The organism is Congregibacter sp. (assembly GCF_047617445.1).
Taxonomy (GTDB): domain Bacteria; phylum Pseudomonadota; class Gammaproteobacteria; order Pseudomonadales; family Halieaceae; genus Congregibacter.
The window spans coordinates 142,906-167,524 of sequence record NZ_JBLGBE010000001.1; the positions used below are offsets into that span (position 1 = coordinate 142,906).

General features: G+C 54.8%; 22 protein-coding genes. 19 read left to right on the forward strand and 3 right to left on the reverse strand.

Translation table 11 applies throughout. From position 1 onward, the window contains the following. The first annotated feature begins 136 nt into the window (after window positions 1-136). From gyrA to ACI9KD_RS00820, 18 genes are all read left to right on the forward strand, one after another. Window positions 137-2,800 (forward strand): DNA gyrase subunit A, encoded by a 2,664-nt coding sequence (gene gyrA, locus ACI9KD_RS00735; protein ID WP_414979220.1) that lies wholly within the window; start codon window positions 137-139, stop codon window positions 2,798-2,800. Continuing rightward, window positions 2,800-3,879, forward strand: coding sequence for a 3-phosphoserine/phosphohydroxythreonine transaminase (gene serC, locus ACI9KD_RS00740; RefSeq protein ID WP_414979221.1), 1,080 nt, complete (start codon window positions 2,800-2,802; stop codon window positions 3,877-3,879). Before gyrA ends, serC begins: the two co-directional genes overlap by 1 nt. A 72-nt stretch (window positions 3,880-3,951) precedes the next feature. After that, complete coding sequence (gene pheA / locus ACI9KD_RS00745; protein ID WP_414979222.1) at window positions 3,952-5,094, forward strand: prephenate dehydratase; 1,143 nt, start codon at window positions 3,952-3,954, stop codon at window positions 5,092-5,094. 9 nt (window positions 5,095-5,103) lie between these two features. Then, window positions 5,104-6,003 (forward strand): prephenate dehydrogenase, encoded by a 900-nt coding sequence (locus tag ACI9KD_RS00750; RefSeq protein ID WP_414979223.1) that lies wholly within the window; start codon window positions 5,104-5,106, stop codon window positions 6,001-6,003. Between the two features lie 70 nt (window positions 6,004-6,073). After that, on the forward strand, window positions 6,074-7,384 hold the full coding sequence (aroA, locus tag ACI9KD_RS00755) for a 3-phosphoshikimate 1-carboxyvinyltransferase (RefSeq protein WP_414979224.1): 1,311 nt from the start codon (window positions 6,074-6,076) through the stop codon (window positions 7,382-7,384). Between the two features lie 2 nt (window positions 7,385-7,386). Continuing rightward, window positions 7,387-8,061, forward strand: coding sequence for a (d)CMP kinase (cmk, locus tag ACI9KD_RS00760; RefSeq protein WP_414979225.1), 675 nt, complete (start codon window positions 7,387-7,389; stop codon window positions 8,059-8,061). Window positions 8,062-8,232: 171 nt separating this feature from the next. Continuing rightward, a complete protein-coding gene (gene rpsA, locus ACI9KD_RS00765; RefSeq protein ID WP_414979226.1) occupies window positions 8,233-9,906 on the forward strand; it encodes a 30S ribosomal protein S1 in 1,674 nt (557 codons plus the stop codon). 281 nt (window positions 9,907-10,187) lie between these two features. Beyond that, complete coding sequence (gene ihfB / locus ACI9KD_RS00770; protein ID WP_414979227.1) at window positions 10,188-10,484, forward strand: integration host factor subunit beta; 297 nt, start codon at window positions 10,188-10,190, stop codon at window positions 10,482-10,484. Between the two features lie 11 nt (window positions 10,485-10,495). After that, complete coding sequence (locus ACI9KD_RS00775) at window positions 10,496-10,801, forward strand: lipopolysaccharide assembly protein LapA domain-containing protein (RefSeq protein ID WP_414979228.1); 306 nt, start codon at window positions 10,496-10,498, stop codon at window positions 10,799-10,801. Further along, complete coding sequence (gene lapB / locus ACI9KD_RS00780; RefSeq protein WP_414979229.1) at window positions 10,794-12,002, forward strand: lipopolysaccharide assembly protein LapB; 1,209 nt, start codon at window positions 10,794-10,796, stop codon at window positions 12,000-12,002. Before ACI9KD_RS00775 ends, lapB begins: the two co-directional genes overlap by 8 nt. 4 nt (window positions 12,003-12,006) lie before the next feature. Continuing rightward, complete coding sequence (gene pyrF, locus ACI9KD_RS00785) at window positions 12,007-12,711, forward strand: orotidine-5'-phosphate decarboxylase (RefSeq protein ID WP_414979230.1); 705 nt, start codon at window positions 12,007-12,009, stop codon at window positions 12,709-12,711. Window positions 12,712-13,053: 342 nt separating this feature from the next. Beyond that, window positions 13,054-13,368: a ComEA family DNA-binding protein gene (locus ACI9KD_RS00790; protein WP_414979231.1), complete on the forward strand. Its 315-nt coding sequence runs from the start codon at window positions 13,054-13,056 to the stop codon at window positions 13,366-13,368. Window positions 13,369-13,475: 107 nt separating this feature from the next. Then, window positions 13,476-14,393 carry an NAD-dependent epimerase/dehydratase family protein gene (locus ACI9KD_RS00795; protein WP_414979232.1) on the forward strand — a complete coding sequence of 306 codons (918 nt, stop codon included), beginning with the start codon at window positions 13,476-13,478 and terminating at the stop codon, window positions 14,391-14,393. Beyond that, window positions 14,383-15,363 (forward strand): MraY family glycosyltransferase, encoded by a 981-nt coding sequence (locus tag ACI9KD_RS00800; RefSeq protein ID WP_414979233.1) that lies wholly within the window; start codon window positions 14,383-14,385, stop codon window positions 15,361-15,363. The genes ACI9KD_RS00795 and ACI9KD_RS00800 overlap by 11 nt, the downstream gene beginning before the upstream one ends. Window positions 15,364-15,447: 84 nt before the next feature. Then, the gene (locus ACI9KD_RS00805) at window positions 15,448-17,481 is read left to right on the forward strand and encodes a polysaccharide biosynthesis protein (RefSeq protein WP_414979234.1); all 2,034 of its coding nucleotides are present in this window, start codon (window positions 15,448-15,450) and stop codon (window positions 17,479-17,481) included. A gap of 106 nt (window positions 17,482-17,587) precedes the next feature. Next, window positions 17,588-18,547, forward strand: coding sequence for a DHH family phosphoesterase (locus ACI9KD_RS00810; RefSeq protein WP_414979235.1), 960 nt, complete (start codon window positions 17,588-17,590; stop codon window positions 18,545-18,547). 5 nt (window positions 18,548-18,552) lie between these two features. After that, window positions 18,553-19,488 carry a LysR family transcriptional regulator gene (locus ACI9KD_RS00815; protein WP_414979236.1) on the forward strand — a complete coding sequence of 312 codons (936 nt, stop codon included), beginning with the start codon at window positions 18,553-18,555 and terminating at the stop codon, window positions 19,486-19,488. A gap of 55 nt (window positions 19,489-19,543) precedes the next feature. After that, the gene (locus ACI9KD_RS00820) at window positions 19,544-19,870 is read left to right on the forward strand and encodes a hypothetical protein (protein WP_414979237.1); all 327 of its coding nucleotides are present in this window, start codon (window positions 19,544-19,546) and stop codon (window positions 19,868-19,870) included. Between the two features lie 92 nt (window positions 19,871-19,962). Here the strand turns inward: ACI9KD_RS00820 and ACI9KD_RS00825 are convergent, their stop codons facing one another. From ACI9KD_RS00825 to ACI9KD_RS00835, 3 genes are all read right to left on the reverse strand, one after another. Beyond that, entirely contained in the window at window positions 19,963-20,379 is a 417-nt protein-coding gene (locus ACI9KD_RS00825) for a DUF6524 family protein (RefSeq protein WP_414979238.1), read from the reverse strand. A 96-nt stretch (window positions 20,380-20,475) separates the two neighbouring features. Beyond that, window positions 20,476-21,519, reverse strand: a complete 1,044-nt coding sequence (locus ACI9KD_RS00830; RefSeq protein WP_414979239.1) for an NADP(H)-dependent aldo-keto reductase — start codon at window positions 21,517-21,519, stop codon at window positions 20,476-20,478. Between the two features lie 53 nt (window positions 21,520-21,572). Continuing rightward, the gene (locus ACI9KD_RS00835; RefSeq protein WP_414979240.1) at window positions 21,573-22,502 is read right to left on the reverse strand and encodes a cation diffusion facilitator family transporter; all 930 of its coding nucleotides are present in this window, start codon (window positions 22,500-22,502) and stop codon (window positions 21,573-21,575) included. Window positions 22,503-22,806: 304 nt separating this feature from the next. On the opposite strand from ACI9KD_RS00835, the gene ACI9KD_RS00840 reads away from it, so the two are divergent. After that, window positions 22,807-24,619 (forward strand): TonB-dependent receptor plug domain-containing protein (locus ACI9KD_RS00840; protein ID WP_414979241.1); only part of this gene is annotated, 1,813 nt, incomplete at its 3' end.

The window sequence follows — 24,619 nt, forward strand, 5'->3', positions numbered from 1 at the left end:
TCAGCTTTTGCCTGCCTCTGGGCATAGCTTTGAGGGGCTTTGAAAAGGTATACTTGCCGGCTGTTTTGGGGCGCTGCGGCGTGGCGTCCTGAGCGTCACAAAACTCCAACGACCTAACACGACTTCAAGGCGATTTATGGGTGAATTAGCGAGAGAAATCTCTCCCGTCACGATTGAGGACGAACTCAAGCAGTCCTACCTGGATTATGCGATGAGCGTCATCGTTGGACGGGCGCTTCCTGATGTTCGTGATGGACTTAAACCCGTGCACCGGCGCGTTCTGTTTGCTATGAACGAGCTGAACAACGACTGGAATAAGCCGTATAAAAAGTCGGCGCGGGTCGTGGGTGACGTAATCGGTAAATACCACCCCCACGGGGATTCCGCGGTATACGACACAATCGTACGCATGGCGCAGCCGTTTTCCATGCGCCACATGCTCGTCGACGGGCAGGGAAACTTTGGCTCGGTGGATGGTGATTCGGCCGCGGCAATGCGGTACACCGAAATCCGCATGTCCAAAATCGCTCATGCACTGCTGTCTGATCTGGACAAGGATACCGTTGATTTCGTCGATAACTACGACGGCACGGAGCAGATTCCTGTGGTGTTGCCCACCCGCGTGCCTAATTTGTTGGTTAATGGCTCATCCGGCATCGCTGTGGGCATGGCCACTAACATTCCACCGCACAACCTGCGGGAGGTGGTTAATGCCTGCCTGGCGCTGATTAACGACCCAGAGATCACCATTGATGATCTTATGCGCTATTTACCGGGGCCTGATTTTCCTACAGGCGCCATCATCAACGGCCGGGCAGGCATTGTGCAGGCCTACCGTACCGGGCGTGGCCGAATTTACGTGCGTGCCAAAGCCGAGGTCATTACCAACGAAAAGACTGGCCGTGACACCATCATCATTCATGAGATTCCCTATCAGCTGAACAAGGCGCGCCTTATTGAGCGTATCGCCGAGCTGGTTAAGGAAAAGAAGCTTGAGGGTATCAGCGAGCTTCGGGATGAGTCAGACAAGGATGGTCTGCGAGTAGTCATCGAGCTGCGAAAAGGCGAGATCGGCGATGTTGTCCTGAACAACTTGTATGCGCAGACCTCATTACAGAACGTTTTTGGTATCAATATGGTGGCCTTGGTTGACGGCCAGCCGCGGGTTCTGAACCTAAAAGAGATTCTTGAAGCCTTTTTAAGGCACCGTCGTGAGGTGGTTACCCGCCGCACACTGTATTTACTCCGTAAGGCGAGAGATCGCGGTCATGTGTTGGAAGGACTCGCTATTGCCCTGGCTAATATTGACCGAGTGATTGAGCTGGTGAAGGCGTCGCCAAGTTCGGCAGAAGCGCGTGAGAGCCTTTTGGCGCAGTCTTGGATGCCCGGCGATGTGACGAGCATGCTTGAGCGTGCCGGTGCCCAAGCTTGTCGTCCGGATGAGCTTGAGGCGTTCTACGGCTTGCACGACGGTGAGTATCGTCTGTCTCCGACCCAGGCCCAGGCGATTTTGGATTTACGACTTCACCGACTTACGGGGCTCGAGCATGAAAAGCTGCTTAAGGAATATCAGGACAGATTGGTTGAAATAGCCGATCTGCTGGATATTTTGCAGGATGCTGAGCGCCTGTTGACTGTGATTCGCGAAGACCTCGAAGAAATAACTGTGGAATTTGGTGATGAGCGTCGCACCGAGATTCGCGACTCCCAGGAAGACCTTACCGCAGAAGACCTGATTACACCTGAGGACCGGGTGGTGACGCTTTCCCACGGCGGTTATGCAAAGACCCAGCCTTTAGCGGAGTACCAGGTGCAGCGTCGCGGCGGCATGGGTAAGGCTGCCTTGTCTGTAAAAGACGAGGACTTCGTTGAACACCTCCTGATTGCCAATACTCACGACACCTTGTTGTGTTTCAGTAACTTAGGGAAGGTGTATTGGATCAAGGTCTATCAGATTCCGGTGGCCGGACGTACCTCTCGTGGGCGCCCCATGGTCAACCTCCTGCAGCTGGACGAGGGCGAGCGCGTAACATCTATCCTGCCTCTTGAGGAGCATACAGATGACCGCTTTATCTTTATGGCTACCGCCAACGGCTATGTGAAGAAGACCGATCTTACGAGCTTCGCACCCCGTTCTGCCGGCCTGCGGGCCATTGTTCTGGGTGATGACGATGTTCTCGTGGGTACTGCTATTACTGACGGCAATCAAGATGTGATGCTGTTCTCCAGTGAAGGTAAGGCCACGCGATTCGCAGAGAGTGCTGTGCGACCTATGGGCCGGGCAAGTCGAGGTGTTCGAGGCATAAATCTGGCCGACGGGCATCACATGATTTCGCTGCTGGTGCCTGATGCCACAGGCACGGTATTGACCGTGAGTGAGAACGGCTACGGAAAGCGAACGGCTGTTGATGACTTCCCCGCCAAAGGGCGCGGGGGTAAGGGCGTAATTGCGATGGCCAGCTCCGAGCGTAACGGGCGTTTGGTAGGCGCACTGCAGGTGTTTAGCGGTGATGAGCTTATGCTGATCTCTAACCAGGGTACCCTGGTGCGAACTCAGTGCGATCAGGTGTCGCAGCTTGGACGAAACACGCAGGGTGTGCGCATTATTCGCACCAAACAAGGTGAGACGCTGGTGCAGGTTGAACGCATTGTCGAGAGCGAAGAGGCCCTTGTTGAAGGCATCGAAGGTACGGAAGGCGCTAAAAGCACGAAAAGCGTCGAAGCCGAAGGTGGCACTGACAGCAGCGACAGCTCTGACAGTACTGACAGTACTGACAGCATTGAGAACGGCGACGACTAATGACTCGGCCCTATAATTTTTGCGCCGGCCCGGCGGTACTTCCTGAGGCGGTGCTGGAGTGCGCTGCGCAGGAGATGCTCGATTGGCATGGTACCGGCATGTCATTCATGGAGATGAGTCACCGCTCTAAAGAGGTCGTGGAGACTGTTGATGCCGCAGAAGCGGCCTTGCGTCGCTTGTTGGGTATCAGCGATGAGTTCGCCGTGTTGTTTGCTCAGGGCGGGGCGTCATCTCAATTTGCAGCGGTGCCGCTGAATCTGGGTGCGGGCGATAAATCTTTTTCCTACGTGAATACAGGGCAATGGTCGGTCAAGGCGATGGCCGAAGCCAAGCGCTATGGCGATGTTGTAGAGATCGCGGCGGCCTCCAAAGAGCTCCCCCGGGCGATACCTTTACAGGACGCGTGGTTGAGTGCCGATGAATCTGCTTACCTGCATTACACACCCAATGAAACCATCGACGGTATCGAGTTTCATTGGATGCCCAAGAGTCAGGCACCCATCGTTGCCGATATGTCTTCTACGCTGCTATCTCGCCCATTGGCTGTCGATGATTTCGACGTCATTTATGCGGGTGCACAAAAGAATATTGGTCCCGCGGGACTGGTCATTCTCATCGTGCGTCGCGAGCTCTATGGTAGGGCGATGAGTAGCTGTCCTTCCATGATGAATTGGGAAGTGACTGACAAGGCCGGCTCTATGCTGAACACGCCGCCGACCTATTCTATTTATCTCGCAGGGCTGGTGTTTGAGTGGCTCGAGTCCCAAGGCGGTTTAGCCTCGATGGCCGAGCGCAATCGAAAGAAAGCGACGAGTCTGTATGCTGCCATCGACAGAAGTGAGTTCTACGGAAATCCCGTGGCAGTCGCTGATCGCTCATGGATGAATGTGCCCTTCACGCTTGCAGATGCAGCGCTCGAAAAGCTGTTTCTTGCGAACGCCGATGAAGCGGGTTTGTTAAATCTCAAAGGGCATCGCTCTATAGGCGGTATGCGCGCGAGTATTTACAACGCAATCCCCCAGGCCGCGGTCGATACTTTGATCGAATTCATGCAGGACTTTGAACGCCAGCACGGCTAGGCGTCAGCGAATCCTTATGCCCATCCCCTGCAGACGTACCCCCATGTCGCGTACCCCGGGAGCCAAAAAGCTATGACTGACGACCTTCACGATACTAAGGCTGATGATCGTGATCTCGCTCAGGTGCGTGCCGATATCGATGCAGTGGATGCCAAGATTCAGGCCTTGATCGCGGAGCGTGCGCGCTGTGCCCAGCGGGTCGCGGCCATTAAGCTTGATGAAGTGCAGGCAGCCCGGGCGAGGGGAGAGGCTGACCAGGAAGTGGTCTACTACCGCCCGGAGCGTGAGGCGCAGGTGCTTCGCCGGATTATGGAGCGCGATAGCGGCCCGCTTGAGGGTCCGACGGTTGCCCACGTTTTTCGCGAAATCATGTCGGCCTGTTTGGCGCTCGAAAAGCCTCTGCAGGTAGCTTATCTCGGGCCTGAAGGTACCTTCACGCAGGCCGCGGCGCTAAAGCACTTTGGTCATGCCGCTATTTGCGTGCCTCAGGTCACCATCGACAGTGTGTTTTCTGAAGTAGAGTCGGGGCACTGCAACTTCGGCATCGTTCCGGTCGAAAATTCTACCGAGGGCATGGTCAGTCACACCTTGGATAGCTTTATTGATTCGCCGCTAAAAATCGCGGGTGAGGTGGAGATGCGCATCAGCCATCACTTGCTCGCGTCCCCCGGAACCCACATGGACGACGTGACGCGAATCTGTGCTCATCAGCAAGCACTGGCTCAGTGTCGTAACTGGCTTGATGCACATTGGCCAAAGATCGAGCGTCTGGCCGTGAGTAGCAATGGTGAGGCTGCGCGCATGGCAGCCGAGAATTCGGGCACGGCTGCTATTGCGGGAGACATGGCCGCTGAGGCTTATCATCTTGATCGGCTGGCCGAGCATATTGAAGATGCTGCAGACAACACCACGCGGTTTCTGGTTATAGGGCGCAACGAAGTGCCGCCCAGCGGTCAGGACAAGACGTCTATCGTTGTATCTAGTCGTAATAAACCCGGCGCACTGTTTACGCTGCTGGACCCCTTTCGCAGGCATGGTGTGAGTCTCACACGTATCGATACCCGGCCCTCACGAACCGAAAAGTGGGCCTACGTCTTTTTTATTGAGTTCGAAGGGCATGTGCAGGACCCGGCGGTACTCGAAATCATGCGTGAACTCGAGGAACAGTCGATTCTTCTCAAGCCTCTGGGGTCTTACCCTCGTGGCGTGCTTTGAGCCCCTCCTGTGAGTGATTCCAGGCGTTATCGAATAGGCTTTGTTGGGCTCGGACTTATTGGCGGCTCTCTTGCACTTGCGCTAAAGAAAGCAGGCTTTGCAGCGTCGATTACGGCCTGGGATATCGATTCCTCGGTCCTAGGGCGCGCAGGGGATTTGGGTGTTATTGATTCCGCGGCAGACAGTATTGCAGCGCTCATGCAATCAGTGGATATCGCGGTTCTGGCGGCCCCAACGCAGGCCTGTGAAAGTCTCATTTTGGAGATGCTAAAGTCCCCCGGGGGCACGATCTGCGTCACTGACGTTGCCAGTGTTAAAGGCGACCTCTATCGGGCAGTAGCGGCTTCGGCTCCGGAGGCGGCTGCTTTATATGTGCCGGGGCATCCCATTGCGGGTTCCGAGCGCTCGGGTGTAACGGCGGCTGATGCTGGCTTGTTCGAGGGTCATCGGGTCATTCTTACGCCGGATACGAACGCGGATCCTCAGGCTCTGGGGCTTGTACAGCAGCTCTGGACAGCGGCAGGGGCTACCGTGCAATGCATGGACGTGGATGAGCATGACCGTGTGCTGGCCGCCACTAGCCACTTACCTCATGTGCTCGCCTACGCTCTGGTCGATGCGCTTGCCAAGTCACCGATTCGGGATGATATTTTTCGTTTTGCTGCTGGGGGTTTTAGGGATTTCACGCGAATCGCGTCCAGTGATCCGGTAATGTGGCGCGATATTGCGCTGGCAAACCGAGATGCATTGCTGGCCGCCATGGACGATTTTTGTACACACCTCGATGCATTGCGCACATCGATTGCAGATCGTGATGGTGTCGCCTTGGAGCGGAGATTTCGATCCGCAAAGACGGCCAGAGATGAGTTCGCCAGAGATTTGGCGATGCGTGACAGCGGCACTATTTGAGCAATGCTGGCAGGCTATAGTGTCGGGCTCGAACAGCGAACTTCACCCGATTTAAAGGAGATAACACAGCGTGGAATTTTTGGTAGCCCCCGGAGGCAGTATTCACGGCGAGGCACGCGTTCCCGGTGATAAGTCCATTTCGCATCGCTCCGTAATGTTGGGTGCCTTGGCGACTGGCGAAACCTCTGTCACTGGCTTTCTTCAGGGCGAAGATGCACTGGCAACGGTGGCTGCTTTTCGTGCCCTGGGTGTAGCGATTGATGGCCCAAAAAAAGGCGCGCTGCGCATTCAGGGTGTGGGCCTTGACGGGCTTCGGGCAGCATCGTCCAGTTTGGATATGGGTAATTCAGGTACCAGCATGCGATTGCTCGCGGGCATTCTCGCGGGGCAGAATTTTGCTAGTGAGCTTGTCGGCGATACCTCTTTGATGGGAAGACCGATGCAGCGAGTGATTACTCCGCTCACGCGCATGGGGGCTTCTATTGAGGCCGGTGATGGTGGTAGGCCGCCATTGCGAATTGCCGGAGGATCGAAACTACGGGGCATTCATTACGATTTGCCCATGGCCAGTGCGCAGGTTAAATCCTGTGTCCTGCTCGCGGGGCTCTTTGCTGATGGTGAAACATCGGTAACCGAGCCAGCTCCCACTCGAGATCACACAGAGCGGATGCTGCGCGGCTTTGGCTACGAGCTTGAGTCTTTGGATGGTGCTACCAGACTACGTGGCAGAGGCGAACTACGTGGCTGTGAAATCGATATCCCAGCAGATATTTCGTCGGCCGCGTTTTTGCTGGTCGCCGCGAGTATTGCGCCAGGCTCAGAGTTGCTGCTGACACATGTTGGAGTCAATCCCACCCGTACCGGTGTGATTAGTATTTTGCGACTGATGGGTGCAGATATCACTCTGAGCAACGAGCGTGAGATTGGTGGCGAGCCCGTAGCCGATATTCTGGTTCGATCCGCAGCGCTGCGGGGAATCGATATCCCTCGGGATCTCGTGCCTCTTGCGATTGATGAATTCCCCGTACTCTTTATAGCTGCCGCCTGTGCTGAGGGACGGACCGTCCTGCGCGGCGCGGAAGAGCTGCGGGTTAAAGAGAGTGATCGTATCGCCAGTATGGCTGAGGGCTTAACGACGCTTGGCATTAGCAATGAGGTTCTCGACGATGGAATCATCATAGAAGGCGGCACTCTGTCCGGGGGGACTATCAGGACCTTCCATGATCATCGTATCGCGATGTCGTTTGCGGTGGCGGCTTTACGCTCTGAGGCGCAGATCAGAATATTAGACTGTGATCACGTGGCGACATCCTTTCCGGGTTTTGACTCCCTGACTCGCGGCCTCGGTCTGCAGATCGCAGCTCGAGACGCTGGCGAGTGAGTATGCCGGTAATCACTGTTGATGGCCCTGGAGGCGCTGGAAAGGGGACTTTGTCTTACAGTCTGGCGAGTCAGCTGGCCTGGCATATGCTGGATAGCGGTGCGCTTTACCGCGTGACGGCGCTCGCTGCTCTAATCAGCGCGACTGAAGTAACCGATGAGTTGGCGGTCGCGAGTATCGCTCGTGGCCTTAAGTTGAAGTTTGTTCCGGCGGCAGAGGGTTTAACGCAGGTCTTGCTGAACGGCGAGGACATCAGTCTGGCGATTCGCACAGAGTCCTGCAGTGCCGCGGCATCTCAGGTCGCTGCTATGGGCGGTGTTCGTGCGGCTTTGCTTGAGCGCCAGCGGCAGATGGCTATGGCCCCGGGCCTCGTAGCCGATGGCCGGGATATGGGTACCGTTGTTTTCCCCGATGCACCCCTAAAAATCTTCCTCACAGCGAGTGCCGAAGCTCGGGCAGAGCGGCGCCACCTTCAGTTGATGGAAAAAGGCGAAAGTGTTACCCTCGCGCGCCTTCTTGAGACCATCGAGGAGCGGGACGCTCGCGATAGGAATCGAGAGGAGTCCCCGCTGATACCCGCTAATGATGCCTTAGTCATTGATAGCACGGGTATTTCGGCAAGTACGGTGCTTGACACCGTACTCCGGGAAGCACGTCACAGGCAGCTGATCAGTTGATGTCCTGTTGCGGAATCCCCGGGTTTACGCCGACGTAAATCTCTTGAATTGTTTGCTTTTGGTGAAGCTTGATCCAGTACCGTTTCACCAAGGCTTAATTGAAACAGGAGTCGTTCCTGCTGGAGGAGCGGCAGGCGCTTAGCGCCAACCCAACATATAGGTAACTACGTAATGAGCGAATCCTTCGCTGATCTTTTTGAAGAAAGCCTTAAGACCGTCGATATGCAGCCCGGCGCCATCGTCACTGGTGTGGTAATCGATATCGACAATGAGTGGGTCACCGTGCATGCGGGCCTCAAGTCCGAGGGTGTCATTCCCCGGGAGCAGTTCATTGATGCGGCGGGTGAATGCAACCTGAGCATTGGTGACGAAGTGCAGGTTGCGCTGGAAACGGTTGAAGACGGATTTGGTGAGACCAAGCTGTCCCGTGAAAAAGCCAAGCGTGCCGAGTCCTGGAAAGATCTCGAAGCAGCCTTTGCCGCTGAAGAAGTGGTCAAGGGTGTTATCAATGGCAAGGTCAAAGGTGGCTTCACTGTTGATGTAAATACTATCCGTGCGTTCCTTCCAGGATCGCTTGTGGACGTCCGTCCTGTACGCGACACAGCACACCTCGAAGGCAAAGAGCTGGACTTTAAAGTCATCAAGCTCGACCAGAAGCGTAACAACGTTGTCGTTTCTCGCCGCGCGGTTATGGAAGCGGCTAACAGTGTTGAGCGTGACGCTCTGCTTGCCGGTCTCCAGGAAGGTCAGTCTATTAAGGGTGTGGTTAAGAACCTCACTGATTACGGCGCCTTTGTTGATTTGGGCGGTGTTGATGGTCTTCTGCACATCACTGATATGGCGTGGAAGCGTATTAAGCATCCATCCGAGATTGTAGAAGTCGGTCAGGAACTGGATGTTAAAGTTCTTAAGTTCGATCGCGAGCGTAACCGTGTTTCCTTGGGTCTTAAGCAACTGGGTGAAGATCCCTGGGTTGAGATCACTGGTCGCTACCCAGAAGGTAGCCGCGTGATGGCTAAAGTCACCAATCTTACCGATTACGGCTGTTTTGCTGAGATCGAAGAGGGTGTCGAAGGTCTGGTACACGTATCTGAGATGGATTGGACCAACAAGAACGTACACCCGTCCAAGATTGTTCAGCTCGGCGACGAAGTTGAAGTCATGGTTCTGGATATCGACGAAGAGCGTCGTCGCATCTCGCTGGGTATCAAGCAGTGCCAGCAGAATCCTTGGGACGCTTTCGCCTCTGGCGCCACTAAGGGTGACCGTATCTCCGGCGTCATCAAGTCCATCACCGATTTCGGTATCTTTATTGGCCTCGATGGCAATATCGACGGACTGGTACACCTGTCTGATATCAGCTGGAATGAGACTGGCGAAGAAGCCGTACGTAACTACAAGAAAGGCGATGAAATCGAGACGGTTATCCTCTCGGTTGATCCCGAGCGCGAGCGCATCTCACTGGGCGTTAAGCAACTCGAAGATGATCCGTTCAGTAACTACATTGCGGTAAACGATCGCGGTAGCATTGTAACGGGCGAAGTGATCGAAGTTGATCCCAAGTTTGTGACCATCAAACTGGCAGAGGAAGTCGAAGGCATTCTCAAGGCGGTTGATATTAGCCGTGAGCGCGTAGAAGATGCACGCAGCCTGTTCAAGGTCGGCGATACGGTTGAAGCGAAGATTATCTCTGCTGATCGTAAGAATCGTGGCGTAGCGCTGTCGATTAAGGCGAAGGACTTTGATGACGAGAAAGAGGCTGTTAAGTCTCTGAAAGATGCTGATGAGGTTTCATCACCCGGTACTATCGGTGATCTGATCAAGGCTCAGATGAGCGGTCAGTGATCTTGACCTACTGATCAGCGCCTAATCAGCGTTGTTCGAATGAGGGGCCCTTTTTAGGGCCCTTTTTTTGTGGATGATCCTTAGCTTAGCTATCCAAGAGCTTTAAAACTTTTTCGGCGAAGTGTAAATTTTCCATAAAAAATAAGACGTTGCGTGATTTCCGGGAAGCGTACACAATGACTCCAAAGGCAGTGTTGAGCTACCAGCGGTGAAGTGCTGCTCCCATCATTGCCCTAAGTCCGCCATGAAGCGGAGTTACAAAAGACTGAGGCCGACCCACAATGACTAAAAGCGAACTCATAGAAGCCATCGCCCTCAAGCAAAGCCAGCTGTCTACCAAGGATGTAGAGCTAGCAGTGAAAACGGTGATTGAGCAGATGTCGAATTCATTAAGCAGTGGTGGCCGAATTGAAATTCGCGGCTTTGGCAGCTTTTCTCTGCACTTTCGAGAGCCGCGTCGTGGGCGTAATCCCAAGACCGGTGATGCGGTGGAGCTTACGGGTAAGTATGTTCCGCACTTCAAGCCCGGCAAAGAACTGAGAGATCGCGTCAATCTTGGCTTACAGGGAGGTTTCTGAGTACGGTTTTGATGGGTTTTATTCGCAAGCTGTTTGCCCTGATTCTGGCGGTCGCTATGGCTGCTCTGGGAGTGCTTTTTGCCCTGCAGAATGCCGAGCCGGTTCCTTTAGATGTGCTGTTTATGATTCTTCCACCGCACAGCCTGGCGCTTTGGGTGCTGGGTGCACTGGCTTTAGGCGGCATACTTGGCCTGCTGCTTTCGTCCATTGCGGTGCTCCGTCTGCGAGCGCGACTCATGGCGGCTCGTCGCCAGATGGCCAATAGCCAGGTCGAACTAGATCGGTTGCGAGTTACAGGCCTGGCCACGCGTGAATGAAACTCTGGTTTTTCTTCTGCTGTTTTCTGCGGTCGCCAGTGGCTGGTGGCTGGGTCGTCGAAGTCTAAGCAGTTCCGCGAACAGCTCCTCGGGTCCGCCCAGCCAGTATTATCGCGGTCTGAATTACCTTCTTGACGGACGTCCTGACGGCGCCGTAGACCAGTTTATCAGTGCCTTGGAAGTCAACAGCGAAACTCTGGAAACGCATATCGCGCTAGGCAATGTGCTGCGTAGACGCGGTGAAGTTGATCGGGCTATCCGAATTCATCAGAACCTTCTTGCGCGTCCGAATCTTCCGCGCTCACAGATGCACATAGCGCACCTTGAGCTTGCCCGGGACTACATCTCCGCGGGATTGTTGGATCGTGCCGAAACACTCTTACTTGACCTGGTGGCTGAGTCCGACGAGCAGCGGGATGTCAGTCATCAGTACCTTGTGGAGATTTATCGTTCGGAGAGTGAGTGGCAGCGAGCGATTGAGCAAGCTAAAGCGCTGCTTCCCCTGCGCAGTCTGTTGCGCGGTGAAGCTCAGGCGCCGCCACTTTCAGGGCAACCTATACCCTTGCAACTGGCGCATTTCTATTGCGAACTTGCCGTCGAGCTTGCGAAAGCGGAAGACCTCGATCAGGCGAGAGGGCTCTTGCAAGATGCCGTGCGCATTGATCCGGCCTGTGCCCGTGCGTCGTTGGAACTGGGGCGTTTTGAAGCAGCAGCGGGGAACTATCGTCTCGCTATAAGTGCGCTAACCCGGGTGGTTGAACAGCACGCGGAGTTTCTTCCCGAGGCGATACCGGCTCTTCGGGAATGTTACGCGGCGCTGGGTGAGGAGAAGGATCTATCGGCGTATCTTCGAAGCTGTCTTGATGAGCATCCCTCTACGCCCCTTATGATCGCCGTGGCCGATGACATTCGTCGCGATGAGGGGAGTGATGCTGCACATACTTTCTTGGCTGAGCGTTTGGCGCAAGCTCCATCAATGCGCGGATTGCTTCGATTGATTCGTATACAGCAAGAAGAAAAGCCAGAAGCCCCTGGGGACTCATTGTCCATGTTGAGTGTTTTACTCCATCGACTTATTGAAGTCCGTCCTGCGTATCGTTGTGATCACTGCGGCTTCTCTGCGCGGCATTTGCTGTGGTTTTGTCCGGGTTGCAAATACTGGGGCACTTTTCGAACCATTCGCACAGCAGAAACGGAGTGAATGAATGAGTGCCTCATCGCCCGTTATTGTGGCCCTTGATTACGCCCAGATGACTCCCGCTTTGGAACTTGCCGCATCCTTGGACCCTTCCGCATGTCGGCTCAAAGTCGGCAAGGAATTATTCACTGCGGCGGGACCGGTACTGGTGGAGCGTTTGCAATCTATGGGTTTTGAGGTGTTTCTGGACCTCAAGTTTCACGATATTCCCAACACCGTGGCGGGCGCACTGCGGAGTGCCGCCGCCCTGGGTGTCTGGATGGTAAACGTACACGTCAGTGGCGGCCGGCGGATGCTCGAGGCTTCTGCAGAGGCGCTGTCCGGCTTGACGGCACCGCCGCTGCTGATTGGTGTCACCGTGTTAACCAGTATGGATGCAAAGGATTTTAGTGAGTTAGCTTGTGCGAACTCTTTGCCAGAACAGGTACTGCGACTGGCGAGCCTCGCCAAGGACTGCGGTCTTCAGGGTGTGGTGTGCTCTGCTCAAGAGGCAAGCACTCTGCGAGAGCAGCTAGGCTCGCCTTTTGCTTTGGTTACACCGGGTATTCGTCCCGCGGGCGCCACGCAGGATGACCAGCGTCGTGTGCTCACGCCGGTAGAGGCCATGGATGCGGGCTCGAGCTATTTAGTGGTTGGGAGGCCGATCACTCGCGCCGAAGATCCCGCGGCAGCCTTGCACGCCATCAATGAGTCCTTGTGCGTATCGCGTTAACGCTGTTCGGCCCGATGTGACCAAAAGGTCTATGCTGAACGAACCCAGTGCTAGTCTTTTGTGGTAGCCAAAGTACACAAGGTTCTTTGGCTCACTCGTGGTCGCGCAGGCATGCAACGGTTTTACATCGCTGTTTGCCGTCTTGCGCCACACACCAAGCTAATCACGCGATGACAAGGAGGTCTCACCGTGAATGATATGACGACTGTTGGTTCGACATTCCCCCGGGTAATCAAGCGGCTCTTAACACAGCCCCTAACACAGCCCCTAACACAGCCCCTAACACAGCCTGTTAAAAAGCCCCCAAAACCAAGTGCCCGTGATAACTTCCGACGGCCACTAGTGCTGGCACTTTTCGCACTTGGGACGCATTTTTCGCTACAAGCGCCGGTAGTACTCGCCCAAGCAGAGTCCGCAGACTCTGTGACCGCAGTTGCCATGGCTCGAGAAGAAATTGTGGTGACCGTGAATCTCAATACCGCGTCGGCAGATGAGCTTGCGAGCCAGCTTGTCGGTATCGGCGGCAGTAAAGCTGAAGCCATTGTTCGCTATCGAGAGCAATTTGGGCCGTTTGAGTCGGTCGATGAGCTATCCGAAGTTACAGGCATTGGGGCGTCTACCGTGGAGCGAAATCGCAGCGTGTTGCGGACGCAATAGCGGGTAATACCGTGTTTTGGGGGCACTGCCCCCTTTATTTTTGGGCGTCATACGCGCACCATTCTGCCGCGACGATTGAATGGAGAGCTTAGAGCGTGCATTGCCTGGTGACAGGAGGAAGCGGGTATATTGGCCGTGCTTTGCTGCCGGTCCTTGCTGAGCAGGGGCTTCGGTTGAGCGCGCAGTATCGTCGGGGCTTTGTGCCGGTGCTTGCGAACGAAAATGTAGGCTTCCTTGAATATGAATTTGCTGACGGTCGGGCCGACCTCAATCTCGACGGTGTCGATGTTGTCTTTCACCTGGCCGGCATTGCCCATCAAGATGCCGATGCACAGGCCTACCAGCGTGTGAATGTGGATGCTCCCCTGGCGCTGGCCGAGAGGGCTCGAGAGGCGGGAGTGCGGCGTTTTGTGTTTGTGAGCAGCGTGAAAGCCGAAGCTGCAGAGCATGATGCACTAGGCGGATTGACGCCTGTGTCTGAGGCGAGCAGTCCCTACGCGCAGTCTAAGGCCTTAGCGGAGTTAGGCTTACAGAAGCTTTGTCGAAACTCCAGTCTCGAGCTCGTCATTGTGCGTCCTGCATTGGTTTACAGCGAACACGCGTTGGGTCATCTGCGCTGGTTGCGCCGGTGGGCGACCTGGCATTTGCCTACACCCCCGCGCGGGGGTGGGCGCAGTATGATTGCATTGGATGATCTTGTTCGCCTTCTAGCACAACTCGTTACTGTCCCCATCGAATCACCCTGTCTCATCACCGCAACAGATGGCGAAAGTTACAGTACGCGACGAATACACGCTGCGATGTGTTTGGCTCTGGATCGACGTCCCTGGTTGCCATCTCCCCCCGACTTTGTTTGGCGGAGTGTTTGCCGACTATGGGATACGGTCCGTGGACAAGAGTCAGGAGGTACCTGGGCGCGGATGACGGCCGATGAGTTGTATCGCAACTCTGGCCCTGAGTCTCTCGGATTTCGACCGTCCTTGAATTTCGAAGCGAGTTTGAGTGTTGTTGTCGATGCCTCTTAGCTTCGGACTTTTGGCGCTGGCGCTTACGCTCATTGCTACGGCGCTTTACCTCCCGCTGGCGCGACGATTACGCTTCCTGGACTCACCAAACCACCGTAGTGCGCATGCGGTGGTAACGCCAAGCTCGGGCGGTTTGGCGGTCGTTGCGGGCATTGCGTTGACCATACAAATCGCACAGTTGTTCGGTGGGGCCCTGTTGGACGCTCCGGAGCGTTTGATGCAACTGCTGGTGATCGCACTCTGCGCTTTGGGAGCTTGGGACGATCGCCGTCCCGTGCCTGTCTATCTGCGTTTGTTTTTGTTTTTCTTGCTCTCTGGAGTCGCCGTATCTGGCTATCTCGACCAGGGGTTTTTGTCTCTCTGGCTGTGGCCGGTGCTGATACTTGGGCTCGCGTGGCTGATCAATCTCTACAATTTTATGGATGGAATTGATGGTCTGGCTACCCTACAGACTGTAGTGGTTGCGGGGTCTATGTTCGGGCTGGGGCTTGTCGCGGGCGCCGCGAGTGAGTTTCTTTTGGTATGCGCGATCGTGGCGGGAGCCTACGGTGGTTTTCTTGTCTTTAACTGGCCTCCGGCAAAGCTGTTTATGGGTGACGCGGGAAGCCTCAGTGCGGGCCTGTTCGTGGGCTGGCTGGGACTCTGGGTGTGGCGAGATGATCTCATGCCCGTGGTCGTATGGTTTCTGCTGATGAGCCCATTCTTGTTAGATACTAGCGTCACCTTGATTGCTAGGGCGTTGAAGGGTGAGCGACTCACTGAGGCCCATAGTGGGCACTGCTATCAGCGCTTGTCGCGGCACTGGGGCTCGCATCGCCGGGTGGATCAGGCGCTTCTGCTGTTGCAGGCTGTTTGGCTGATACCTTTGGCGTTAATGGCCATTCTAAGCTCGCTACCGCAATGGACGTTAATGGCCCTAGGGTTATTCCCGCAACTCTTACTCATAGCGAAATTGCGGCGTTTAAAGTAAGCTCCGTTTCCAAATTCGGCACAAAATATAGCGTTCTAAATTAAAAGCCGACAAGCGCATAACCAGCGCGGAGTAACTAGTGCATTGAATAAACCTGCCCAAAATCTGCTGGAGAAAGTGCGCATATGGGTGGACGTTCCTGTCCAGCTGTTTGTTCGCATTGTAGAGGTGCCCCGCAACGTCAAGCAGGCTATGGTCCTCGGTGTGGACATGGCTTTTGTAGCCCTGTCGCTCATTGTTTCCTTTGGTTATCCCTTTGCTTCGTTTTCTCAGCCTCCCGGCAGTGTCGAACTGTTTTGTGCAGCACTCACGATGGTGGCCAGCGCGGTGGTGTTCCTGCGCATGGGTTTGTATCGAGCGATCATTCGCTTTATGGGCCAGCAGGCGATCTGGACGATTATCCAAGCGGTTAGCTATTCCACATTGGCGTTGGGTGCGGCGATATTTTTTACTCAGGCCGATGTGCCACGATCCATGCCATTTGTGTACTGGGCGATGGCGATGTTCACCATTGGTGGCTCGCGGCTGATTGTCCGGGCAGGCTATCAGGCAAGACTTCGATCGAGTAGCAAGAACATACTGATTTACGGTGCAGGCGAATCCGGACGACAATTGCTGACCGCATTGCATCATGGCGATCAATATCGTGTCGTGGCGTTTGTGGATGATGACCCCCGGGCTCAGCATGCGGTGATTAATGGTCTTCAGGTTGTCTGGGCTCGGGATCTTGAGCGCCTGATTGAGCAACACGCGATTACGCAGGTTCTATTGGCAATACCGTCTGCCTCTGCAGAACGGCGGCGCGAGATCATTAACTCGCTGGTCGGACTGCCGGTGCATGTTCGTACAGTCCCCAAGATCAATGAATTGGTAGGCGGAGCCGCAGCGGTAAGCCAGATTCAGGATATCGATCTGGATGATCTTTTGGGCCGTGATCCGGTTCCCCCACACCCCGAACTTATCGATCGATGCATTACCGGCAAAGTCGTTATGGTCACTGGCGCCGGTGGTTCTATTGGTGCCGAGCTGTGTCGCCAAATTCTTGAAGCCAATCCGAAGCAAATAGTGCTTCTGGATAACTCCGAGTACGCACTCTATCAGATCGAGCGGACCTTAAAGGAGATGCTGGCTAGATTGCAGATCCACGTGGACACGGTGTGTTTACTTGGCTCTGTGCGAGACCAGCGTCGCATGGAAACGATTTATCGCACTTTTTCTGTACAGACCGTTTATCACGCTGCGGCCTACAAGCATGTGCCCATGGTTGAGCATAACGTTGCAGAGGGTGTGGCAAACAACGTCTTTGGTACCTGCCACGCGGCAGAGGCCGCACGCTTGGCTAATGTAGAAACGTTTGTACTGATTTCTACCGACAAAGCCGTACGCCCCACAAACATCATGGGCGCTTCTAAACGCTTTGCAGAGCTGATCTTACAGGGGCTTGCCGGTGAGGAGAGCGCGACGCGTTTTTGCATGGTTCGCTTTGGCAATGTTCTCGGGTCTTCGGGGTCGGTAGTACCACTGTTCCGTGAGCAAATTGAGTCTGGTGGGCCTGTAACAGTGACCCATCCAGAAGTATCCCGTTACTTCATGAGTATCCAGGAAGCCGCTCATCTGGTTCTTCAAGCCAGCGCCATGGGTACCGGCGGGGATGTGTTTGTACTGGATATGGGTGAGCCCGTGCGAATTGTTGATCTTGCCAAACGTATGATTCGTTTGAGCGGACACGAAGTGGGCACGGGCCGCGATGTGCTTGACGCAGTGGATATAGAGTTTATTGGTTTGCGACCCGGCGAGAAGCTACATGAGGAGCTATTGTTGGGCTCATCTGTTAGCGGCACTGGACATCCTATGATCATGCGTGCGGAAGAGGAATGCCTCTCCCATGGGCAGGTTTGTGTAGCGATCAAAGAGCTGATGCTTCACTGTGATGGCATGGACTGTCAGGGCATTACCCAGGTGCTGCGTGAGGCTGTCAGTGGTTTTGCGAACCATGAAATTCGTCACGATCATATTTGGGTGAAGCAGGGGCGTGCAGGTAAGCGCCGCGCTATTCCCGCAGACACCGAAATTGCCAATGTGAAAAAGCTCTTTCCGGATACTGCAGCGGACGCCTAGTTCGAGCAAGCTTGCTTGGATTTTAGGTTTTGTGCCCTAGAGTGGCTTTAAGCTGACGGCGGATGCTCGCCTCGACCCTCCTCAAAACTCAATGCATACTGATCCCATGAAAAACTTTGATGTGTTTAATGGCGATGCCGACGGCATATGTGCGCTCCTGCAGTTACGTCAGGCTATGCCGCTGGAAGCGGAGCTGGTTACCGGCGTGAAGCGTGATATTCAACTTCTGGAGGTCATCGATCCCCAGGCCGCCGCTCGTGTGACCGTGCTGGACGTTTCTCTGGATAAGAACCGCCAACCGTTGGGGGCCTTGCTAGAGGCGGGCGCGCAAGTGTTCTACTGCGATCACCACTTTGCGGGTGATATACCGGAGCACCCCAATCTCGAGGCGCTGATTAATACAGCAGCTGATGTGTGCACTAGTCTGCTCGTTAATGGGTATTTACGCGGTGCTTATGCGCATTGGGCTGTGGTGGGCGCATTCGGGGATAACCTGGATGAGAGCGCCATGGCCGTAGCCCGAACGCTTGAGCTTGATGCCGACACTGTTGATCTGTACAGACGTTTGGGCACCTACCTTAACTACAACGGTTACGGTGCTGTGCTTGGTGACTTGCACTTTCATCCTGCGGAGCTTTACCAGCTTATGCGCAGTTACAGTGAGCCCCGGTTGTTCGTTAACGATGCAGTATCCAGTTTCGAAAGGCTCGAGCAAGGATATGAGGGTGACATGGGTAGCGCAGCAGATCTGTTGCCGGAATGGAAAACTGATACTGCCGCGCTGTTTGTGCTGCCAGACGCCCCTTGGGCACGTCGGGTGAGTGGCGTCTATGGCAACTCCCTGGCCAATGCGACACCGGCGCGTGCACACGCAGTACTCACACGAAAATCGAATGGCGGATACCTCGTGAGTGTTCGGGCGCCTCTCAGTGACAAGCGCGATGCGGACACACTATGTCGTCAGTTTGAAACCGGCGGTGGGCGCGCTGCAGCCGCCGGAATTAACGAACTTCCCGGCGATCAACTCAGTACCTTCATTGACGCCTTCTCAGCGATCTATCCCTGACGATTATGGATTGGGATGATCTAAAGATTCTCTTGGCTCTATCGAGGAAGCGTTCGGCGCGCGGTGCCGCGCAACTTCTCGGCATCAGTAACTCTACGGTGACCCGACGTTTAGACGACTTCGAACGCGATCTTGGCGCGCGTTTGTTCGATCGTACTCCCGAGGGTTATCGCATGACCCAAGCGGCGGAGAACCTTCTGCCCACCGCAGAGCATGTGGAGGAACTCATGCTGGCGGCGGAGCGCAAGGTCACTGGAACAGATCAGGAGTTGGAGGGAACGATTCGCCTGACGCTGCCGCCCGCCAGTGGATTTAACGTCCTTATGCCACGCCTCGCTCAGTTCGCAAAGGACTATCCAGGGATCGATTTAGAGATTATCAGCAGCCCGGATGCTCTGGACTTGGGTCGCCGCGAAGCGGATATTGCGATTCGCGTGTTTCGCACCGGAACGTCGCCGCCGGACAACCTGATTGGTCGTAAAATTTCGGGTATGACGGCATCGGCCTACGTTCATCGTGACCTTCTCAATCCGGATAATCCCGAGGATGTGAGCCATCTCACCTGGATTGGTCTGCACAGCAATACTTATGACGATTCCTGGAAAAAGGTGTGTAAAAACGGCCACTTACCTGTCCATCATGCGGTATCTGCTTTCATTCTTCAGGTGGAAGCTGTGCGTTCGAAAATGGGTATGATGTTCGCGCCCTGTGCGATGTTTAGAGATCATCCGGAGGTTGTTAGAGTTCCCGGAGAAGATGTGCACTACTATTTCGATCTGTGGGTTTTGACACACAAAGATCTGCGCTTGTCAGCGCGCATGCGTATTCTTCGTGAAATTCTTGCTGAAGAGCTGGGTGAGCTTCGCCCGTACTTCGACAGCTGTTGTGATTCTGAAGAGGTGTTGCAAAAATGCAGCGAGCCTAGTCAAAATCGGTCATAACGCTTCATATTTGGAGTGGCTATAGTGTCTCCCATCAACCCTCAGGAGACGCCCCATGAAAAAAATCATTGTTTCAACTATCGGCATCGTTCTAGCCGCAGGCGCAGTATCAGCTTTTGCGGGCAAGGCAGATCGTGAAAGCCTTGCACAGTGCACAGCGGACATCGAGTCCTATTACGGCGATAGCACCCGCACACGACTACGCAGTATCAAGCGTAGCTCGGGTGAAACGCATCTTCGTCTTATGGTTAACCCCAAGGACGGTGAAAACACTGTAGTCGTCTGCTCTGTCGGTAACGATGGATCCAGCAGTCTGGCAAACGGCGATGGCGTTGCTCTGATAACTCCGAAAGCTGAGCAGAAGGTCAGCTACACCCAGTAAGCATGTCGAGCTAACCCCGCGGAAGCCCATTGGAGCGACCGCTTTGTCCCGAGACCCCATAGGGGATCTCGGGTTTTTTTGCCTCAACGTTTTTAGTCTTCGACGTCGTCCACGTCCAGTTGTCCGCTCATTCTGCGCCTGAGGTGAGACCAGGACATACCAGCGGCCAATAGTAGCGATACCAGTAGCAGGGCAAGCCAGGTGAGTGCGCCGGTGGCATCTGTTGAGAGTAATCCAAGATCAATGAAGAGCCAGATCATACAACCGAAGAGGGCCGCGCCTAGGGCAATACCCAGCCAACCCAGAGAGTTGAAAGTGGCGCGCAGGTAGACCAACCAGGCGATAAGCAAAGCGACGCCCACTAATGCTGGTAGAGGCCCAAAACTGAAGTTTTCAGACATTAGCCAACCCACGTAGGAGAACGCTGTAGGGTTGTAGGTACCAAACACTAGGGCTACCGCAAACAACCACCTCACCAGGAAGCTGTCTAGGCCAAAAGACTTTGCCATACTATTCTCTCCGTTATTCTGGCTACGATTTCAAGGTCTAACAAAGGGCTCTAAGCTAGATTAAAGCCCTCACTGAAGCAACGATACATGCCCAGGCTAAGGTGCCGGAATTCTGTACTGCTGGTGAATTCCTTCGATCCTTTTTAGCAGTTCCTTGTCGAGCTTGACGTCGACGCTGGCAATATTAGTGCGTAGCTGCTCCATGGTGGTAGCGCCAATGATATTGCTGCTGGTGAACTGTCGACTATTGACGAAGGCGAGAGCCATTTGCGCGGGATCCACGCCCGCCTCTTGGGCGAGTGCCACGTAGGCATCAGTGGCGGCTTCGGATTGTGGGTTGCTATAGCGACTGAAGCGTTCGAAGAGTGTGAGTCTGGCTCCGGCCGGGCGCGCCCCACCTTGATACTTACCGCTTAGCATCCCGAACGCGAGGGGCGAGTAGGCAAGAAGGCCTGCTTGTTCTCGTATCGCCATTTCGGCAAGGCCGAGTTCGAAGCTGCGATTGAGTAGGCTGTAGGGGTTTTGAATGGACTGTACGCGAGGCAGGTCGCGTTCTCGGGCAATACGTAGATACTCCATAAGGCCCCAAGGTGTTTCATTTGAGATGCCAATCGCGCGTACTTTGCCCGCTTTGACGACCTCGGCAAGTGCTGAGAGTGTTTCCTCGATGGCAATGCCATCATCGTCTCTGTGTCGATAGCCCAATTGACCAAAAAAGTTCGTGGTTCGCTCCGGCCAATGTATTTGGTAAAGATCGACATAATCGGTCTGCAGGCGTTCCAGCGAGGTGTCTATTGCGGCATGAATGTGCTCCCGAGACAGTCGAGGCCCTCCGCGAATATGGTCGAAGTCTCCGCCGGGTAAGCTTCGTCCGGCGACTTTAGTGGCCAGCACGATATCCTCGCGTTTGCCCCGGGCATGAAGCCATCGCCCAATAATTCGCTCAGTTTCACCCTGAGTTTCTGGCCGAGGCGGTACGGGATACATTTCTGCGGCGTCAAAGAAATTTACGCCCTGATCCACGGCATAGTTCATTTGTTCTGCGGCATCTTCGTAATTGTTCTGCTCACCAAAGGTCATGGTGCCCAGACAGATCAGACTCACGTCGATGTTAGTGCTGCCAAGCTTTTTGTATTCCATAGTGTGTTAGTTCCGACTCTGGGTAATGATTAAATTTCGGCGCAGATAAAATCTCACTCGCCGCTTTGCCAGCGCTGCAGCTCTGCAACGCCGGCGGGGTCCTGATGTATAACGATATCAGCCCCCGAAAAGCTCTTAGAAATGGCGGTTTCGACTTCTTCTGAGATACGGTGAGCTTCATTTAATGATATGTCGGCATCCATTTCGAGGTGTAGCTGAATGATGGGTGTGCGTCCCGATCGACGGGTGCGAAGATCATGCATGCCTCTTACCGCAGGATGGGCCAGAGCAATCTCCGTGATCGCTTGTTGTTGCGCCTTGGGTAGTTCTCGATCCAGTAGTTCGTTCAGTGCTTGGCGGAGTATTTCTCGCGTAGAAACCAATAAATAAACAGCAATGAGAAGTGCGAAGACAGGATCGGCTTGAGGAATGCCTTGTCCAGCAATCACGAGTGCAGCCAGCGTGGCCGCGTTACTGAGTAGGTCCGCTCGGTAGTGAACCGAGTCGGCATGAATGGCCATAGACCCGGTGCGGCGAACAACGTGGCGTTGAAATGCCACCAACACAGCGGTCACAGTCATGGCGAAGAGCATCACCATCACGCCCGAATTCACCTTGGTCAAAGGCACTGGCGCGAGGAGTCGATGGGCGGCTTCATGTATCAGGAAAGCGCTGGAGGCAAGGATAAATCCCGCCTGAAAAAGCGCGGCCAGAGACTCCGCTTTGCCGTGCCCAAAGCGATGATTTCGGTCCGCGGGTGTGAGTGCATACCGGACTGCGATCAAGTTGATCAGCGATGCACCCGCGTCCATTAGGGAGTCGAGTAGGGAAGCCAGAAGGCTTACAGCGCCAGTGTTCAGGTAGGCAAATGTTTTGACAGCAATCAACACGCATGCCGTAGTGACCGAGGCAAGCGTTGCCAGCGTGAGGAGCCGTGCTGCATCTTTCTCGGACGGTTCTATGTCGCGGTGACTGAAATTCATAGGTTACGAAGTGTTGCGCACCCACCTTTTCTGGATAATAACTGGTTTGCACCTGCAGACGGATGTGGCCAATAGCTGCGCGAGGGTTTAAGTCGGCGGCTCGAATGCGTACAGTCGCAACCTTTAATGGAGCCCTAATTCTATCATTATGCCCGTAATACTTTATGCGACTGCTGCACGGTTGTGCCTTGGTGTCGCAATCAGACTGATGTTTGTCGGCGAAGCACCACTTATGCGGTGGCCAGCACGCTGTTCGTTGCCTTTAGTTTGCTTAGGTCTTGTCTGCCCGCCATTGGGGGTGACTGTGGAGGCGGCTGAGCTTGAAGAAGTAATGGTGGTTGGACGCCGTGATGTTTTGGCAGCTGCGTTGGGTGCTGGTACTGCCGACTTAGTGGCATTCGATGAGCAGGTCTCACTAAATCGAACGGTAGGGGACTGGATAGAGCAGCTTCCCGGGGTAACCCTGAATGGCCAGGGCGGGCTGTTTCAGGCATATAGTATTCGGGGCTTCAGTCGCTGGCGTATCCGCACCGAAGTCAATGGTGTGCCGATTATCACTGACAGGCGCGCGGGCAACTCAGCATCCTTTGTGCCTCCAGATCTTATTACGCAGGTCGTGGTTCAAAAGTCCGCGTCATCCACACTCTATGGATCGGGTGCCATGGGAGGGGTGGTCAGTCTCGACACTCGACCGGCAAACGGTTTGTCGGTGAAAGCTGAGGGCGCCAACAACACAGAACAGTTTTCCCTGACAGCGCTTTCCGGTAGGGCAGATGGTCTTTCAGCCGGTATTAGTGTGCGTCGCGCGGGCAATGCTGATGATGCAAACGGAGATAGTCTCAACACGGGTTTTGAGCAGCTTGCAGGCTTGTTGGCGGGAGACGCTCATCTAGGTGAATTCAGTCTGAATTACAGCTGGATTTCAAGTCTTGGCCGCGATATCGGCAAAAGTAATTCCCTTCATCCTGAGCGACGAGTAAGTAGCTACCCACAGGACAGACACTCCATGGGGCAGCTGGAATTGCGCTCTCGCGGTGCTTGGTTTTTGAGGGCGTATCACCACTATCAGGATTGGGAGGCCGATGTTGAACGAGTCGGCGAACGTCGAAATCTAACGCGTTACAAGTCTCATACCGTCGGCGGGCTGTTTCAGGCTTCCACAGCATTGTTGTCTGGGGACGGGAGTGTGGGTTTGGAATGGGTCGGGCGTCGCGGTGTATCTATCAATGATAAGGAGTTTGGCCCCGATGGACTGCTGCTGGTTCAGCAGCAGTTGGTCGACGGAGATGAAGATACCCTTGCGGTGTTTGCTGATCAGCAGTGGGTCTTTGGTGTGCTGACGATGAGCGGTGGGCTGCGTTATGACCACATTGAACAATCCTCTGACGGGCGCGACGATTCCGACGGGCAATGGTCGGCGAGTGCGGCGGTAGATTATGCTCTGGGAAGTAGTTGGTCGGCACGCGCCGAACTAGGCTCGGGGTACCGTTTTCCGGGCTTAAGTGAGCATTACTTTAGTGGCACAACTCCCCGTGGAGAGGTTCTGGGGAATCCAGAATTGGAGGCCGAAACGCGACGCAGTGCAGAGTTCAGCCTGGGTTTTACGCCGCCTACTGCGGCCCTGCGAGGCGAGCTGTCGGTTTACTACAGCGATCTTCAAGACTATATCGAGCGCTATTCGATCAGCCCGGAACTTATTTCTTATCGCAGTCTGGACGGCGCGAGTATTCAGGGCCTTGAACTCGACGTCAGTGTTCAGACGGGGCAGCTGAATCACCGTTTAAGCTACCAGTGGCAAGAGGGTGAAGACGATCAGGGCAACACGCTTGCTGATCTTAATCCCGCTGGGCTCAGATACTTTCTAAGTTGGGAAGGAGAGCGGCAGGGGCTTTACAGTGATCTCAGTTTTCGCCCATCGAGGGACGAATTTGGGGCCGACGAGAGGCCATTAGATTCTGCTTTGATATGGAATGCGAGATTCACCCAGCGTTTAGCCGGCAACTGGCGCGCCGAACTCTTCTTTAGCAATATCCTGGACGAGGCCTATCGTTCCACCGCGGATGATGTTGCACCCTTTCAACCGGGTAGAACGGTGGGCTTGCGTCTGGAGTGGCGCA